Annotated in this window: 16 protein-coding genes; 8 read left to right on the top strand and 8 right to left on the bottom strand. The window is 50.3% G+C overall.

Going from position 1 to position 14,714, the window contains the following annotated elements; translation table 11 throughout:
* Nucleotides 1-14 precede the first annotated feature (14 nt).
* Nucleotides 15-1,388, bottom strand: a complete 1,374-nt coding sequence (cpxA, locus tag K0335_RS11625; protein ID WP_000580426.1) for an envelope stress sensor histidine kinase CpxA — start codon at nucleotides 1,386-1,388, stop codon at nucleotides 15-17.
* Nucleotides 1,385-2,083: an envelope stress response regulator transcription factor CpxR gene (gene cpxR / locus K0335_RS11620; protein ID WP_001033732.1), complete on the bottom strand. Its 699-nt coding sequence runs from the start codon at nucleotides 2,081-2,083 to the stop codon at nucleotides 1,385-1,387. Before cpxR ends, cpxA begins: the two co-directional genes overlap by 4 nt.
* A gap of 150 nt (nucleotides 2,084-2,233) precedes the next feature.
* Between cpxR and cpxP the strand changes: the two genes are divergently transcribed.
* The 5 genes from cpxP to K0335_RS11595 all read left to right on the top strand — a co-directional run bounded on the left by cpxP (nucleotide 2,234) and on the right by K0335_RS11595 (nucleotide 6,927).
* Entirely contained in the window at nucleotides 2,234-2,734 is a 501-nt protein-coding gene (gene cpxP, locus K0335_RS11615) for a cell-envelope stress modulator CpxP (protein WP_002431816.1), read from the top strand.
* A gap of 148 nt (nucleotides 2,735-2,882) precedes the next feature.
* Nucleotides 2,883-3,785 (top strand): CDF family cation-efflux transporter FieF, encoded by a 903-nt coding sequence (gene fieF / locus K0335_RS11610; protein WP_001076736.1) that lies wholly within the window; start codon nucleotides 2,883-2,885, stop codon nucleotides 3,783-3,785.
* Between the two features lie 180 nt (nucleotides 3,786-3,965).
* Nucleotides 3,966-4,928: a 6-phosphofructokinase gene (gene pfkA, locus K0335_RS11605; protein ID WP_002431815.1), complete on the top strand. Its 963-nt coding sequence runs from the start codon at nucleotides 3,966-3,968 to the stop codon at nucleotides 4,926-4,928.
* Nucleotides 4,929-5,084: 156 nt separating this feature from the next.
* Nucleotides 5,085-6,074, top strand: a complete 990-nt coding sequence (sbp, locus tag K0335_RS11600; protein ID WP_001045973.1) for a sulfate/thiosulfate ABC transporter substrate-binding protein Sbp — start codon at nucleotides 5,085-5,087, stop codon at nucleotides 6,072-6,074.
* A gap of 103 nt (nucleotides 6,075-6,177) precedes the next feature.
* Entirely contained in the window at nucleotides 6,178-6,927 is a 750-nt protein-coding gene (locus tag K0335_RS11595; protein WP_046077277.1) for a CDP-diacylglycerol diphosphatase, read from the top strand.
* A 55-nt stretch (nucleotides 6,928-6,982) separates the two neighbouring features.
* On the opposite strand, the gene tpiA is transcribed toward K0335_RS11595, so the two are convergent.
* Nucleotides 6,983-7,750: a triose-phosphate isomerase gene (tpiA, locus tag K0335_RS11590; RefSeq protein ID WP_001216325.1), complete on the bottom strand. Its 768-nt coding sequence runs from the start codon at nucleotides 7,748-7,750 to the stop codon at nucleotides 6,983-6,985.
* 107 nt (nucleotides 7,751-7,857) lie between these two features.
* Nucleotides 7,858-8,457: a YiiQ family protein gene (locus tag K0335_RS11585; protein ID WP_219393835.1), complete on the bottom strand. Its 600-nt coding sequence runs from the start codon at nucleotides 8,455-8,457 to the stop codon at nucleotides 7,858-7,860.
* Nucleotides 8,458-8,557: 100 nt separating this feature from the next.
* Between K0335_RS11585 and K0335_RS11580 the strand changes: the two genes are divergently transcribed.
* The 3 genes from K0335_RS11580 (at nucleotide 8,558) to uspD (ending at nucleotide 9,962) form a co-directional block, all read left to right on the top strand.
* Nucleotides 8,558-8,998 (top strand): DUF805 domain-containing protein, encoded by a 441-nt coding sequence (locus K0335_RS11580; protein WP_000175060.1) that lies wholly within the window; start codon nucleotides 8,558-8,560, stop codon nucleotides 8,996-8,998.
* A 208-nt stretch (nucleotides 8,999-9,206) separates the two neighbouring features.
* Entirely contained in the window at nucleotides 9,207-9,506 is a 300-nt protein-coding gene (locus tag K0335_RS11575; protein WP_000655996.1) for a DUF406 domain-containing protein, read from the top strand.
* Nucleotides 9,507-9,533: 27 nt separating this feature from the next.
* Nucleotides 9,534-9,962 carry a universal stress protein UspD gene (gene uspD / locus K0335_RS11570; RefSeq protein WP_000323545.1) on the top strand — a complete coding sequence of 143 codons (429 nt, stop codon included), beginning with the start codon at nucleotides 9,534-9,536 and terminating at the stop codon, nucleotides 9,960-9,962.
* A gap of 4 nt (nucleotides 9,963-9,966) precedes the next feature.
* Here the strand turns inward: uspD and fpr are convergent, their stop codons facing one another.
* The 4 genes from fpr to K0335_RS11550 all read right to left on the bottom strand — a co-directional run bounded on the left by fpr (nucleotide 9,967) and on the right by K0335_RS11550 (nucleotide 14,309).
* Complete coding sequence (gene fpr, locus K0335_RS11565; RefSeq protein ID WP_000796318.1) at nucleotides 9,967-10,713, bottom strand: ferredoxin--NADP(+) reductase; 747 nt, start codon at nucleotides 10,711-10,713, stop codon at nucleotides 9,967-9,969.
* A 96-nt stretch (nucleotides 10,714-10,809) separates the two neighbouring features.
* Nucleotides 10,810-11,820, bottom strand: coding sequence for a class II fructose-bisphosphatase (glpX, locus tag K0335_RS11560; protein ID WP_001250644.1), 1,011 nt, complete (start codon nucleotides 11,818-11,820; stop codon nucleotides 10,810-10,812).
* 112 nt (nucleotides 11,821-11,932) lie between these two features.
* A complete protein-coding gene (glpK, locus tag K0335_RS11555; RefSeq protein WP_000136798.1) occupies nucleotides 11,933-13,441 on the bottom strand; it encodes a glycerol kinase GlpK in 1,509 nt (502 codons plus the stop codon).
* Between the two features lie 22 nt (nucleotides 13,442-13,463).
* A complete protein-coding gene (locus tag K0335_RS11550; protein ID WP_000084279.1) occupies nucleotides 13,464-14,309 on the bottom strand; it encodes an MIP/aquaporin family protein in 846 nt (281 codons plus the stop codon).
* Nucleotides 14,310-14,714 lie beyond the last annotated feature (405 nt).

Genomic DNA, 14,714 nt, shown 5'->3' with positions numbered 1-14,714 from the left:
GCTGCCCTGTGCGGTTAACTCCGCTTATACAGCGGCAACCAAATCACCAGTCGTAAACCACCCAGCGGGCTGTCTTCCGCTTTAACCCAGCCACGATGCTGCTGGATGGCGGTTTCGACAATCGCCAGCCCAAGACCTGTACCGCCAGATTCACGATCGCGCGCTTCATCGGTGCGATAGAACGGACGGAAAATCTGCTCGCGATCTTCCGGGCTAACGCCAGGACCATCGTCGTCCACCGTAATGGTGATGCCATCTTTATCTACCGCAAAGCCCACTTCAATCTTCGTATGGGAATAACGCAGAGCATTACGAACAATGTTTTCCAGCGCACTTTCCAGAGCGTTCGGGTTGCCATACAGAGGCCACGGCCCAGGCGGGAAGTTAACCGTAAACGACTTGCCCATTTGTTCCGCTTCGAACGCCGCGTTATCCAGCACTTCACCCCACAACTGGTTAGCTTTCAATGTCTCGCTCACCAGCGCGTTTTTCTGCTGATTACGTGACATCACCAACAGGTCGTTGATCATGCTGTCCAGACGCTGGGCTTCGGTTTCAATACGCTCCAGTTCCTTGCTTTCACCACTACGACGGCGCAGTAACGCCGTACCCAGTTGCAGACGCGTCAGCGGGGTGCGTAGCTCGTGAGAGATATCAGAAAGCAGACGCTGCTGAGAGGTCATCATGCGCTCCAGCGCGGTGACCATCTGGTTAAAACTGGCACCTGCGGCAAGGAATTCCTGTGGCCCCGCTTCCAGTTCCGGGTGCTGGCGTAAGTTCCCCTGGGCAACTTCATCGGCAGCGTTTTTCAGCTTACGCGCCGGTTTTGCCAGACTCCAGGCCAACCACAACAGCAACGGTGTACTGACCAACATAGTAACAATCAGCAGTAATAGCGGGCGGTCAAACAGTAAGTTAATGAAATCGGATTGAGAACTGCTGGCCGGACGAATCAGATACAGTTGGTAATTATCTTCGCCATCACGCACGGAGAACGGACCGACCAGTTCCACGCGGCCATACTTTTTCTTTTGCGGGTGATCAGCGTTATCGGCCTGGCCAATAAAGTTGCGAATGATCTGCATTTCGCTGCGTTCAGCGCCGATCACGCGGCCTTCCGTAGTTACCAGTAACAAACGCTGGCCTGGCGGTGCCCACTTATCAATGGCCCGGAAGAGACGCCGCCACCACATTAAATCGTTCGGTGGATCGTTCGCCAGTTCTGCTTCGACATGCTGCTCAATCATCAGCCCCTGACGCTGTTCGCTATCCAGAAGCTCGGTCATCTGGCGTGAATCGAGCTTGGGTAACATCAAAACCAACATCAACACCAGCGCCAGCGTCAGCCAGAAGATGGCGAAGATGCGCGCGGTTAAGCTGCCTATCATGAAGCAGAAACCATCAGATAGCCGCGACCACGCAAGGTTTTAAACCACGGGTGACCGTCTTTACGATCCGGCAGCTTACGACGCAGGTTAGAGATATGCATATCGATAGCGCGGTCGAAAGGCGTCAGGCGCTTGCCCAGCACTTCCTGGCTTAAATGTTCACGGGAAACCACCTGACCCAGATGCTGTGCCAGTAAGTAGAGCAGGGTAAATTCAGTGCCAGTCAACTCCAGCGTTTGCCCGTCGAAGCTGGCCTCCTGGCGACCAGGGTTGAGACTTAAGGCGTCTACTTCCAGGGTTGGGGAACTATTGTCATTGTTTTGTTGTTGTTCGCTCCAGTGCGAACGACGCAGGATCGCGCGGATCCGCGCAACCAGTTCACGATCATTGAACGGTTTCGGGAGATAGTCATCTGCGCCCAGCTCAAGGCCGAGGACGCGATCAAGTTCGCTGCCACGAGCGGTCAGCATAATGACGGGAGTCTGGTGTGTCTGGCGAAGTGCTTTAAGGGTATCAATGCCATTTTTCTTCGGCATCATCACGTCAAGCAAAAGTAAATCAATGCTGTCGTCCAGAAGTTCGAGTGCTTGTTCCCCGTCATGGGCAACAACCACATTGAAGCCTTCCATTTCGAGCAGTTCCTTTAACAGGGAAGTCAGCTCTCGGTCATCATCAACTAACAGAATTTTATTCATTGTTTAAGTACCTCCGAGGCAGAAATTACGTCATCAGACGACGCTAATCCATGACTTTACGTTGTTTTACACCCCCTGACGCATGTTTGCAGCCTGAATCGTAAACTCTCTATCGTTGAATCGCGACAGAAAAGATTTTGGGAGCAAATGATGCGCATAGTTACCGCTGCCGTCATGGCCTCAACGCTGGCACTCAGTTCTTTAAGCCACGCTGCTGAAGTCGTTACAGGCGATAACTGGCATCCGGGTGAAGAACTTGCACAGCGCAGTACGCAGAGCCATATGTTCGACGGCATAAGTTTAACCGAACATCAGCGTCAACAGATGCGAGATCTGATGCAACGTGCCCGGCACGACCAGCCTCCTGTAAATGTTAGCGAAGTGGAGACAATGCACCGCCTTGTCACCGCAGAAAAATTTGATGAAAACGCTGTACGTGCTCAGGCTGAAAAGATGGCACAACAACAGGTTGCCCGCCAGGTTGAAATGGCAAAGGTTCGCAATCAGATGTATCACCTGTTAACGCCTGAGCAGCAAGCGGTTTTAAATGAAAAGCATCAACAACGAATTGAACAACTGCGTGACGTGACGCAATTTAAAAAAGATTCATCGTTGAAGTTATTGAGTAGTAGCAACTCACGTTCCCAGTAGTAAACCCTGTTTTCCTTGCCATAGACACCATCCCTGTCTTCCCCCACATGATGTGGGGGTTTTTTTTGACTCCAATTTACCCGATGTTTGATGCATTGCGGATGATTTGTATCCGTTATACTACCGTCAGTCGATAGCGGGAGTAGTTATGAATCAATCTTATGGACGACTAGTCAGTCGGGCAGCAATAGCTGCGACAGCGATGGCTTCGCTGCTATTGCTGATTAAAATTTTTGCGTGGTGGTATACCGGTTCGGTGAGTATTCTTGCCGCGCTGGTGGACTCGCTGGTGGATATCGGCGCGTCATTAACTAACTTATTGGTCGTGCGTTACTCACTGCAACCAGCCGATGACAATCACTCATTTGGACATGGTAAAGCGGAATCTTTGGCGGCGTTGGCACAAAGTATGTTTATCTCTGGTTCAGCGTTGTTTCTGTTTTTAACCGGGATCCAGCATCTGATTTCGCCAACACCGATGAATGATCCTGGCGTTGGTATTATTGTCACAATCGTCGCGTTAGTTTGCACCATCCTCCTTGTCTCGTTTCAGCGTTGGGTGGTTCGCCGGACACAAAGTCAGGCGGTACGGGCGGATATGCTTCATTATCAGTCTGATGTTATGATGAATGGCGCGATTTTGCTGGCACTTGCCCTGTCCTGGTATGGCTGGCATAGCGCAGATGCCCTGTTTGCTTTGGGTATTGGCATCTATATTTTATATAGTGCGTTACGTATGGGATACGAGGCGGTACAGTCATTGCTGGATCGTGCTTTGCCCGATGACGAACGACAAGAAATTATTGATATCGTGACTTCCTGGCCGGGTGTCAGCGGCGCTCACGATCTTCGCACGCGGCAGTCAGGGCCGACCCGCTTTATTCAGATTCATTTGGAAATGGAAGACTCTCTGCCTTTGGTTCAGGCACATATGGTGGCGGATCAGGTGGAGCAGGCTATTTTACGGCGTTTCCCAGGCTCAGATGTCATTATTCATCAGGATCCTTGTTCCGTCGTACCCAGGGAGGGTAAACGGTTTGAGCTGTCATAATGCATGCGAAAAGAGAGCCAGACCCGCATTTTGTGTATAAATTACCGCCATTTGGCCTGACCTGAATCAATTCAGCAAGGAGTGGTTGTTATACTATCTGCATATTCGTTAGGTGTTCGATGTGCAGAATCGACTTCCGGCAACAGATTTCATTTTGCATTCCAAAGTTCAGAGGTAGTCATGATTAAGAAAATCGGTGTGTTGACAAGCGGCGGTGATGCGCCTGGCATGAACGCAGCAATCCGTGGTGTCGTGCGTGCGGCGCTTTCGGAAGGTCTGGAAGTCATGGGGATTTATGACGGCTATCTGGGTCTGTATGAAGACCGTATGGTTCAGCTTGACCGTTACAGTGTGTCCGACATGATCAACCGCGGTGGTACTTTCCTGGGCTCCGCGCGCTTCCCGGAATTCCGCGACGAAAACATCCGTGCGGTGGCTATCGAAAACCTGAAAAAACGTGGTATCGACGCGCTGGTTGTTATCGGTGGTGACGGTTCTTACATGGGGGCAATGCGTCTGACTGAAATGGGCTTCCCGTGCATCGGTCTGCCTGGCACCATCGACAACGATATCAAAGGTACTGACTACACTATCGGCTTCTTCACTGCCCTGAGTACGGTTGTAGAAGCTATCGACCGCCTGCGTGACACTTCCTCTTCTCACCAGCGTATTTCCGTGGTGGAAGTGATGGGCCGTTATTGTGGCGATCTGACTCTGGCAGCTGCTATTGCTGGTGGTTGTGAATTCGTTGTTGTACCGGAAGTTGAGTTCAGCCGTGAAGATCTGGTAAACGAAATTAAAGCCGGTATCGCCAAAGGTAAAAAACACGCAATTGTGGCGATCACTGAGCACATGTGCGATGTGGACGAACTGGCACACTTCATTGAAAAAGAAACCGGTCGTGAAACTCGCGCAACCGTGTTGGGCCACATTCAGCGTGGCGGTTCTCCGGTACCTTACGACCGTATTCTGGCTTCCCGTATGGGCGCTTACGCTATCGAGCTGCTGCTGGCTGGCTACGGTGGTCGCTGCGTAGGTATTCAGAACGAACAACTGGTTCACCATGACATCATTGATGCTATCGAAAACATGAAGCGTCCGTTCAAAGGTGACTGGCTGGAGTGTGCGAAAAAACTGTACTAAACGTTTTTTGGCATGGAAAAGGCGGATTTTATTCCGCCTTTTTTAATAGCTCTTTATATTCATATTCGTTATAGCCAATCTTTTTTTATTCTTTAATGTTTGAATCTCTTTCTGGCACGCTTGGCTCATCACAACACAACATAAGAGAGCCGGGTGATGAACAAGTGGGTCGTAGGGTTAACTTTATTACTGGCAGCGAGCAGTGTTCTGGCAAAGGATATTCAATTACTTAACGTTTCGTATGATCCGACGCGTGAACTGTACGAACAGTACAACAAAGCATTTAGCGCCCACTGGAAACAGCAAACCGGCGACAATGTGGTGATCCGCCAGTCCCATGGTGGTTCAGGCAAGCAAGCGACGTCAGTGATTAATGGTATCGAGGCTGATGTCGTCACACTGGCGCTGGCTTACGACGTGGACGCCATCGCGGAACGTGGTCGTATTGATCAAAACTGGATTAAACGCTTACCGGATAACTCCGCGCCGTACACCTCCACCATCGTCTTTCTGGTACGTAAAGGTAATCCCAAACAAATTCATGACTGGAATGATCTGATCAAACCCGGAGTCTCGGTGATCACGCCTAATCCGAAGAGTTCTGGTGGCGCACGCTGGAACTACCTGGCGGCGTGGGGATACGCTCTGCACCACAATAACAACGATCAGGCCAAAGCGCAGGATTTTGTCCGGGCACTGTATAAAAACGTCGAAGTACTGGACTCTGGCGCACGTGGCTCTACTAACACCTTCGTAGAACGTGGTATTGGCGACGTGCTGATTGCCTGGGAAAACGAAGCTCTGCTGGCGGCGAATGAACTGGGGAAAGATAAATTCGAAATCGTTACGCCGAGTGAGTCGATCCTCGCAGAGCCAACGGTGTCGGTTGTCGATAAAGTGGTGGAGAAAAAAGGCACCAAAGAAGTCGCGGAAGCCTATTTGAAATATCTCTACTCGCCAGAAGGCCAGGAAATTGCCGCCAAAAATTACTATCGTCCGCGTGATTCTGAGGTGGCGAAAAAGTACGAAAATGCGTTTCCAAAGCTGAAGTTATTCACCATTGATGAAGAGTTCGGCGGCTGGACGAAAGCGCAAAAAGAGCATTTCTCTAACGGTGGCACGTTTGACCAAATCAGTAAGCGTTAATTTTGCTGAAAAGACCAAAGCCCGGTAGCCCTGTGCACCGGGTTTTTTATTTGACACGATTTTGCGCTACCCTTGCATCTCTTTGAGATACACGGAAAAAGTGATGAAAAAAGCACGCTTTCTTTTTTTGGTGATGATAGCTATTGCCACAGCTGCTGGTGTTTATTACTGGCAATTCACAGGAGAATCGGACGCGTTACGTAAGATTGTTCTTGAGCAATGTGTACCAAATCAATTGCAGAATCAAAATCCGGCCCCGTGTGCAAAAGTGAAGCCGGAGGCAGGGTACGTCGTCTTTAAAGACCGGAACGGACCGTTGCAATATTTGCTGATGCCAACGTACCGAATTAACGGAACGGAAAGCCCGTTACTTACAGATCCTGGAACGCCTAATTTCTTCTGGCTGGCCTGGCAGGTGCGTGGTTTTATGAGCGAGAAATACGGCAAGCCGATCCCCGACCGCGCAGTTTCACTGGCGATTAACTCCCGTACCGGGCGTACGCAAAACCATTTTCATATTCATCTCTCTTGTTTACGCCCGGATGTGCGCGAACAACTGGATAACAATCTGGCGAACATTAGCAGCCGCTGGTTACCGCTGCCTGGTGGGTTGCGTGGACATGAATACCTGGCGCGTCGGGTAACAGAAAGCGAACTGGTACAACGTAGTCCGTTTATGATGCTGGCGGAAGAAGTCCCGGAGGCCCGGAAACATATGGGAAGCTACGCACTGGCGATGGCCCGCCAGAGTGATAATTCGTTTGTTCTACTGGCAACACGACGAAATTTACTGGTGCTGAATCGTGCTTCGTCCGAAGAAATTCAGGATCATCAGTGTGAGATTTTGCGTTAACGCGAGGCGTTGAGGAGAGTTAAGTGCCGGATATGATATCCGGCACTTGTCAGGCTTAAGCCTGTTTAGCCGCCTCGGCAGCTTTAACGATCACTGCGAAGGCGTCAGCTTTCAGAGAAGCACCACCCACCAGCGCGCCGTCGATATCCGGCTGAGCGAACAGTTCTGCAGCATTAGACGCATTTACAGAACCGCCGTACTGGATAATCACTTGTTCAGCGATGTTAGCGTCAACTTTAGCGATGTGGTCACGGATGAATTTGTGAACAGCCTGTGCCTGCGCCGGAGTTGCAGATTTGCCAGTACCGATTGCCCATACTGGTTCGTAAGCGATTACCGCGCCTTCGAATGCGGCAGCACCCTGCGTTTTCAGTACCGCGTCGATCTGGCGTGCACAAACTTCTTCAGTTTTGCCCGCTTCATTTTCCGCTTCGGTTTCACCGATGCACAGTACCGGAGTCAGACCCTGTTCTTTCAGTACAGCAAATTTTTTTGCGATCAGTTCGTCGGATTCTTTGTGGTAAGTACGACGTTCAGAGTGACCGATAATGATGTACTGTGCGCCAATGTCTTTCAGCATTGCAGCAGAGGTTTCACCGGTGAACGCACCAGACAGGTTCAGATCCACGTTCTGCGCACCCAACATGATGTGACTGCCTTCAGCTTCGCGCTTCGCCATATCGATGTACATTTCCGGTGGTGCGATTGCAACCGCACAGCCAGCAACACCTGCCAGCTCTTTACGCAGGTTAGAAACCAGCTCGTGAACCATGTGGCGGCTGCCGTTCAGTTTCCAGTTACCCATCACTAAAGGATGTCGCATTTTAATTCTCCACGCTTATAAGCGAATAAAGGAAGATGGCCACCCCGCAGGGCAGCAGGTCTGTGAAACAGTATAGAGATTCATCGGCACAAAGGCTTTGCTTTTTGTCATTTATTCAAACCTTCAAGCGATTCAGATAGCGCCAGCTTAATCGGTTCAACAGCGAAGGTCAGCCCCTTTTCGCCGTTATCTGCTACAACATAGCGGATCGCACCTTCGGTTTCGGCGTAGTAACGTTTACTTTTGCCTGCGCTTAGCAATTGTTGCAGTTTTTTCTGACTCTGTTCTTTAGTCATTAGTGGTGCAACACTGCGAATTAACGCAGCCATGTATTCCAGGGCTTTCGCTTTTGCCGATTTTTGATCCGGCCCCTGAATCGGTAACCAGGTAATTTGCATACTTTTAATTTTTAACGTGCCGTGCTCCAGTGCCGTGGACGCATACAAATTTTCGTTAATTTTACTGGCTGCTCGTGTCAGATTGGCTTTGTCGCGACTGCTGTCGATGGCACGGAATTCATTCAGGGGAAGGGGGGGATTCTGACGATTAAAATTTTCACGAAACTGACTGATGGAGAGATCGAAAGTCGGAGCGCCTGCAAGCAGGTAAGGTGCAGCTTTCGACTGGGATGGCGTATCCGCCAGTGCCGCAACGCTTGCGGTTATGGTGGAGAAAAAAAGTAAAAATAGCGCACATCCGGGCTTCATCTGTCATACCTTTCGTTTTGTCTGTGTTCGATTAAATCGATATCTGTCGGCCTTGTCAAAAGGGTAAAATCCTGGAAAAGACTATCATCAAGGAACTTACATGACCCTACAGCAGTGGTTATTCTCATTTAAAGGGCGTATTGGACGCCGTGATTTCTGGATCTGGATTGGCCTGTGGTTTGTTGGCATGCTGGTTCTGTTCTCGCTGGCGAGTAAAAATTTACTCGATATTCAGACGGCGGCGTTTTGCCTAGTGTGCCTGCTTTGGCCAACAGCTGCAGTAACTGTGAAGCGCTTGCATGATCGTGGGCGTTCCGGCGCATGGGCTTTTTTAATGATTGTGGCGTGGATGCTTCTGGCTGGAAACTGGGCGATGTTGCCGGGCGTCTGGCAATGGGCAGTTGGACGATTTATCCCGACACTGATTCTGGTGATGATGCTTATCGATCTTGGCGCTTTTGTGGGTACACAAGGGGAAAATAAATTCGGTAAAGATACCCAGGAAGTGAAGTTTAAAGCTGATCAAGAATCAAGCCGCTAAGCGATAATATATCTCATATTATTATTTTATAGCCGGGATTGTTATTTTCAACACAGCAACAATCCCGGAAAAAACGCCTCCACAAAATACCTTAATCGATATCAAAAAAAATGGTAAATGATAAATTCATTACTTGTTTGTTATTCCCATGGCGACGCATTATTCTTTAAAGGAACTCGATAGAGAGGCGAATATTCAGAGGTACACTATGAAAGATGTCGTGGATAAATGCAGTACTAAAGGATGCGCAATTGATATTGGTACTGTTATCGATAATGACAACTGTACCAGTAAAGTGTCACGCTTGTTTGCCAACCGCGAAGAAGCAGAATCCTTTATGGCAAAATTGAGAGAGCGTGCCACTGCCGCGTCTTCTGCAGATGACGGGGTCAGCGTGGCTTACCAGATCAAAGATGTTGATAAGCAGGTAGAGCTGGACGCTTCCTTCACTTTCTCGTGCCAGGCTGAGATGATTATCTTTGAATTATCACTGCGTTCAGTGTCTTGATGGAATCAATTTTTGAAGGAGTAAATCATGGCTTATAAACATATTGCTGTTGCTGTTTCCGGGAATGAAGAAGACGCAATACTGGTGAACAAAGCCCTGGAGATCGCCAGACATAATGATGCCCACCTGACCTTAATTCACATTGATGATGGTCTTAGCGAATTGTATCCCGGCGTATATTTCCCTGAGACAGAAGATATCCTTCTGCTATTGAAAAATAATACTGATAACAAACTGTATAAATTGACGAAAAATATACAGTGGCCTAAGACAAAACTCAGAATTGAGCAGGGTGAGATGCCGGAATCACTGGTGAAGGTTATTCAGCATGAGCAATGTGACTTGTTGATTTGTGGTCATCACCACTCGTTTATCAATCGTCTGATGCCTGCCTATCGCGGTGTGATCAACAAGTCGACGGCAGACCTGCTGATCGTGCCGTTTATCGACAAGTAACCGCTTACCAGTAATGCTCCGCTGTCATATGGCCCGGTCGACGACGTAAATGTTTCGTCATCTGCCGGGTCTCTTTCAGCAGCTGTTGTGTATCGCGCACCATTTGCGGATTACCACACAGCATCACATGGCTGGTTTCTTTATCCATCGGCAAGCCAACTGCCTTTTCCAGTTCACCGCTTTCAATTAATGCCGGTATCCGTCCGGTGAGCGAACCCGCTGCTGTTTCCCGACTGACAACCGTCTGAATGCGCAGTTTCCCTTCGTAGCGTTTTTCCAGTTCTTGCATCAGTGGCAAATAGCTTAAGTCGGCGGCATAACGTGCGGCGTGAACCAGGACCAGATTTTTGAAGCGATCTAAATCTTTGCCCAGTTGCAGAATCGATAAATAAGGGCCAATCGCTGTACCGGTTGCCAGCATCCACAGTGTTTCGCAGTCAGGGACCTCATCCAGCACAAAGAAGCCAGCTGCTTCGCTAACCACCTGTACTTCATCGCCCGGTTTCAGTGCCGCTAATCGTGGGCTTAATTTTCCATCGGGGACGGTCACCAGGTAAAACTCCAGATCGGGATTATCGGGCGAGTTAACGTAAGAGTAGGCACGCTGAACGCGTTCACCGTCAATTTCAAGGCCAAGTTTGGTGAATTGCCCGGCGGTAAACGGAAGCACGGGAGCGTGAACGGTGAGACTAAACAGGGCATCGGTCCAGTTCTGCACTTTAGTGACTTTGCCTGTTACCCAATCAGCCATGTTTTTCTCCTGTTTTGATTGACTTGCCTTATCTTCGTTCTCCGAACAAAAAAATTCCAGTCCCGAAGGACTGGAAGGCTCAATCGATCAAATCACTCAGAGAATATGCACCTGCATTTCTGGATCTTTACGATCCAGATAGTGGATGGACTGAATGCGGCGAATGGTGCGTGACTTGCCGCGGATCAGCAGCGTTTCGGTAGTCGCGATATTGCCTTTGCGGCTAATGCCTTCCAGCAGATCGCCTTTGGTAATACCGGTGGCGGAAAAGATGACGTTATCGCTGCGTGCCATATCGCCCAGACGCAACACTTTACCCGCTTCGATGCCCATCGCTTTGCAGCGTGCCAGCTCCTGCTCACCAATGCGGCGATTTTCTTCGTTGTCGCCTTTAACGTCATGACGCGCCAGCAGACGACCGTTCATGTCACCATCTAATGCGCGGATCACCGCCGCAGAAACCACGCCTTCCGGCGCGCCACCAATGCCATACAGCACGTCAACTTCGCTGTCTGGCATACAGGTGAGAATTGAGGCCGCGACGTCTCCATCCGGAATGGCAAACACGCGCACGCCGAGTTGCTGCATTTCTGCGATAACGGCATCGTGGCGTGGTTTAGCCAGAATCGTTACCGTCAGTTCGCTCAACGGTTTGCCGAGCGCCGCCGCAACATTGCGCAGGTTATCTGCCAGTGGCAGATTCAGGTCAATGGTGCCTTTGGCTCCCGGTCCGACGATCAGCTTCTCCATATACATATCCGGCGCGTTGAGAAAGCAGCCTTTATCGCCTACTGCCAGCACCGCCAGCGCGTTAGCCTGGCCCATCGCCGTCATGCGCGTGCCTTCAATCGGATCAACAGCAATATCTACCGCATCGCCGCGACCGGTACCGACTTTTTCACCAATGTAGAGCATCGGTGCTTCGTCGATTTCACCTTCACCAATGACGATGGTGCCGTCAATGTTGACCTGGTTGAGCATAATACGCATGGCGTTAACCGCCGCGCCGTCCGCGGTGTTTTTATCGCCGCGTCCTAACCATTTGTAGCCAGCCAGCGCCGCAGATTCGGTGACGCGGGAAAATTCGATGGCAAGTTCTCGTCTCATAGCAAACTCTAAGCAGTAAGGAATGGCGCGAAGTGTAGCACAGGGGAAGGGCTGGATTATTGATGTGTGCGGGGTTGCCCCCGCACGATTTCAGGCTATGGACGATAGCGGATTACTCGTCGTGTTCTTCCCACGCCATCGCGCGTTTAACCGCTTTTTTCCAGCCAGCGTAACGGTAATTACGCTCGGTGGTTTCGATGCCAGGACGGAACTCGCGCTCAATCACCGCTTTCTCTTGCAGCTCGTCGAGGTTCTGCCAGAAGCCTACCGCCAGACCAGCAAGATAGGCCGCACCCAATGCGGTGACTTCGCGAACTTCCGGGCGTTCAACGCGCGTGCCGAGAATATCGGATTGGAACTGCATCAGGAAATTGTTTGCCACTGCGCCGCCGTCCACGCGCAGGGCGTGTAGACGAATGCCAGAATCGGCCTGCATAGCTTCCAGCACGTCACGCGTCTGATAAGCAATAGACTCCAGCGTCGCGCGTATAATGTGGTTAGCGTTCACTCCACGAGTCAGACCGAAAATCGCCCCGCGCGCATACGGATCCCAGTATGGCGCACCCAGCCCGGTAAAGGCCGGAACCACATACACACCGTTGGTGTTTTGCACTTTGGTGGCGAAATATTCGGAATCGTAGGCGTCATTAATCAGCTTCATCTCATCGCGCAGCCACTGAATGGATGCGCCTGCCATAAACACCGCACCTTCCAGCGCATAGTTTACTTCGCCAGTTGGGCCACAGGCGATGGTGGTCAGCAGACCGTTTTCTGATTTCACCGCTTTCTCGCCGGTGTTCATCAGCATAAAGCAGCCAGTGCCATAGGTGTTCTTCGCCATCCCTTCTTTCACGCACAACTGACCGAACAGCGCCGCCTGCTGGTCACCGGCGATCCCGGAGATTGGAATACGCGTGCCGCCTTTACCACCAATGTTAGTCTGACCGTACACTTCGGAAGAACGACGCACTTCTGGCAGCATCTCGCGCGGAATATCCAGCACCTCCAGCATTTTGTCGTCCCAGTCCAGGGTATGGATGTTGAACAACATGGTACGAGAGGCGTTGGTGTAATCGGTGACGTGGACACGGCCCTGAGTCATTTTCCAGATAAGCCAGGTATCAACGGTGCCAAACAGCAGTTCGCCGCGCTTAGCACGCTCGCGAGAGCCTTCCACATGGTCGAGGATCCACTTCACTTTGGTGCCAGAGAAGTACGGGTCAATCACCAGACCGGTGTTGTTACGAATGTACTCTTCCATGCCATCGCGTTTGAGATGCTCGCAGATCTCGGCGGTACGACGGCACTGCCAGACAATGGCGTTATAGATAGGCTTGCCGGTTTCTTTTTCCCAGACAATAGTGGTTTCTCGCTGGTTCGTAATACCGATAGCTGCAATTTGATCGGAACTGATATCGGCTTTCGCCAGCACTTCTACCAGCGTGGAGCTTTGGGTGGCCCAGATTTCCATTGGGTCGTGTTCTACCCAACCCGGTTTTGGGTAGATTTGCTCAAATTCGCGTTGCGACACGCTAATGATATTGGCATCGTGATCCATCACGACCGCGCGGGAGCTGGTGGTGCCCTGGTCGAGCGCGACGATATATTTTTTTTCAGTCATGTTTAGTTGTCCCGTAGTCACATTACAGCGAAGCTTTTTGTTGTGTAGGTACAGTGGCGTCCTTTTCTTCCACCTTGCAGGTATCACACGGTAAATGATGGCCTATTAGCTTGCGATAGGCGAACGCACCGACAATCGCGCCAACCACAGGGCCAAACAGTGGCACCAGAAAGTAAGGAATATCTTTACCGCCAGTAAACGCAATGTTTCCCCAGCCAGCTAACCAGGCAAAGGCTTTCGGCCCGATATCACGTGCGGGGTTCATTGCAAATCCGGTGAGTGGCCCCATAGAAGCGCCAATCACCGCAATCAGTAATCCAATAAGTAAGGGAGCCAGCGGGCCACGAGGTACGCCATTACCATCGTCCGTCAGCGCCAGAATCAGAGCCATCAGGATAGCGGTAATCACCATTTCCACTGCGAAGGCCTGCACAAAATTGATATGAGGATTGGGGTAAGTTGAAAAAGTGCCCGCCAGATCAACACTTTCAATGCTGCCACGAACAATATGATGCGTCAGTTCGAAGTCTGCGAAGAGATTGTAATAAAGCCCGTACACTAATGCCGCTGCGCAAAAAGCCCCGGCAAATTGCGCAATAATAAAAGGGATCACCTTGCGACGGTCGAAACAGGCAAATAGCCACAGTGCAATGGTCACCGCAGGGTTCAGATGAGCCCCGGAAACGCCAGCCGTCAGGTAGATCGCCATTGCTACACCTAATCCCCAGATAACGCTAATTTCCCACTGACCAAAGCTTGCGCCAGCCACTTTTAGGGCGGCAACGCAGCCAACACCAAAGAATATCAGTAACCCGGTACCGAGAAATTCAGCGATACACTGGCCTTTTAGGGTTGAGGTTTGACTCATAATCGGATCCTGAATTGTAGACTTATTTATGTATGCGAAGTGGTAGGAATCTTCGCTTTGGCTGAAGGTACACTGTTAATTTATCGTTAACGAGCAAAAACGAGAAATATCGAACTCTAAATGTGTGTGCTATGTCAAATAATGAGCGATATCGCGCGATTTAGCGAGGATGATTTTCTTTGCGGTGCCTGGCGATGATTATTTGTTTAACAAATATGTTAATGAAATTGATTTATTTTGATTATGTCGCCAGGAGAAGGATGAAAAGTGTTGCAAACCGCAATCTGCGCGGGATGCCGCTGGACAGCGATAGCGTGGCTTCATACAATCGGAGTTAAAGTTAGTGTCTCGTTTTTATTAAGGCGTCACCGGTTATCGGGACGGGATCAAGTGGATATCCATCAA

The sequence above is a fragment of the Escherichia sp. GZ89 genome (assembly GCF_019366485.1).
Classification (GTDB): Bacteria; Pseudomonadota; Gammaproteobacteria; order Enterobacterales; family Enterobacteriaceae; genus Escherichia; species Escherichia fergusonii.
This window is presented reverse-complemented; position numbering and strand designations above follow the sequence as displayed.

What these genes read in the sequence shown, in the direction of transcription:
- cpxA (WP_000580426.1), bottom strand. Translation starts at nt 1,388, where the DNA reads ATGATAGGCAGCTTAACCGCGCGCATCTTCGCCATCTTCTGGCTGACG.
- cpxR (WP_001033732.1), bottom strand. Translation starts at nt 2,083, where the DNA reads ATGAATAAAATTCTGTTAGTTGATGATGACCGAGAGCTGACTTCCCTG.
- cpxP (WP_002431816.1), top strand. Translation starts at nt 2,234, where the DNA reads ATGCGCATAGTTACCGCTGCCGTCATGGCCTCAACGCTGGCACTCAGT.
- fieF (WP_001076736.1), top strand. Translation starts at nt 2,883, where the DNA reads ATGAATCAATCTTATGGACGACTAGTCAGTCGGGCAGCAATAGCTGCG.
- pfkA (WP_002431815.1), top strand. Translation starts at nt 3,966, where the DNA reads ATGATTAAGAAAATCGGTGTGTTGACAAGCGGCGGTGATGCGCCTGGC.
- sbp (WP_001045973.1), top strand. Translation starts at nt 5,085, where the DNA reads ATGAACAAGTGGGTCGTAGGGTTAACTTTATTACTGGCAGCGAGCAGT.
- K0335_RS11595 (WP_046077277.1), top strand. Translation starts at nt 6,178, where the DNA reads ATGAAAAAAGCACGCTTTCTTTTTTTGGTGATGATAGCTATTGCCACA.
- tpiA (WP_001216325.1), bottom strand. Translation starts at nt 7,750, where the DNA reads ATGCGACATCCTTTAGTGATGGGTAACTGGAAACTGAACGGCAGCCGC.
- K0335_RS11585 (WP_219393835.1), bottom strand. Translation starts at nt 8,457, where the DNA reads ATGAAGCCCGGATGTGCGCTATTTTTACTTTTTTTCTCCACCATAACC.
- K0335_RS11580 (WP_000175060.1), top strand. Translation starts at nt 8,558, where the DNA reads ATGACCCTACAGCAGTGGTTATTCTCATTTAAAGGGCGTATTGGACGC.
- K0335_RS11575 (WP_000655996.1), top strand. Translation starts at nt 9,207, where the DNA reads ATGAAAGATGTCGTGGATAAATGCAGTACTAAAGGATGCGCAATTGAT.
- uspD (WP_000323545.1), top strand. Translation starts at nt 9,534, where the DNA reads ATGGCTTATAAACATATTGCTGTTGCTGTTTCCGGGAATGAAGAAGAC.
- fpr (WP_000796318.1), bottom strand. Translation starts at nt 10,713, where the DNA reads ATGGCTGATTGGGTAACAGGCAAAGTCACTAAAGTGCAGAACTGGACC.
- glpX (WP_001250644.1), bottom strand. Translation starts at nt 11,820, where the DNA reads ATGAGACGAGAACTTGCCATCGAATTTTCCCGCGTCACCGAATCTGCG.
- glpK (WP_000136798.1), bottom strand. Translation starts at nt 13,441, where the DNA reads ATGACTGAAAAAAAATATATCGTCGCGCTCGACCAGGGCACCACCAGC.
- K0335_RS11550 (WP_000084279.1), bottom strand. Translation starts at nt 14,309, where the DNA reads ATGAGTCAAACCTCAACCCTAAAAGGCCAGTGTATCGCTGAATTTCTC.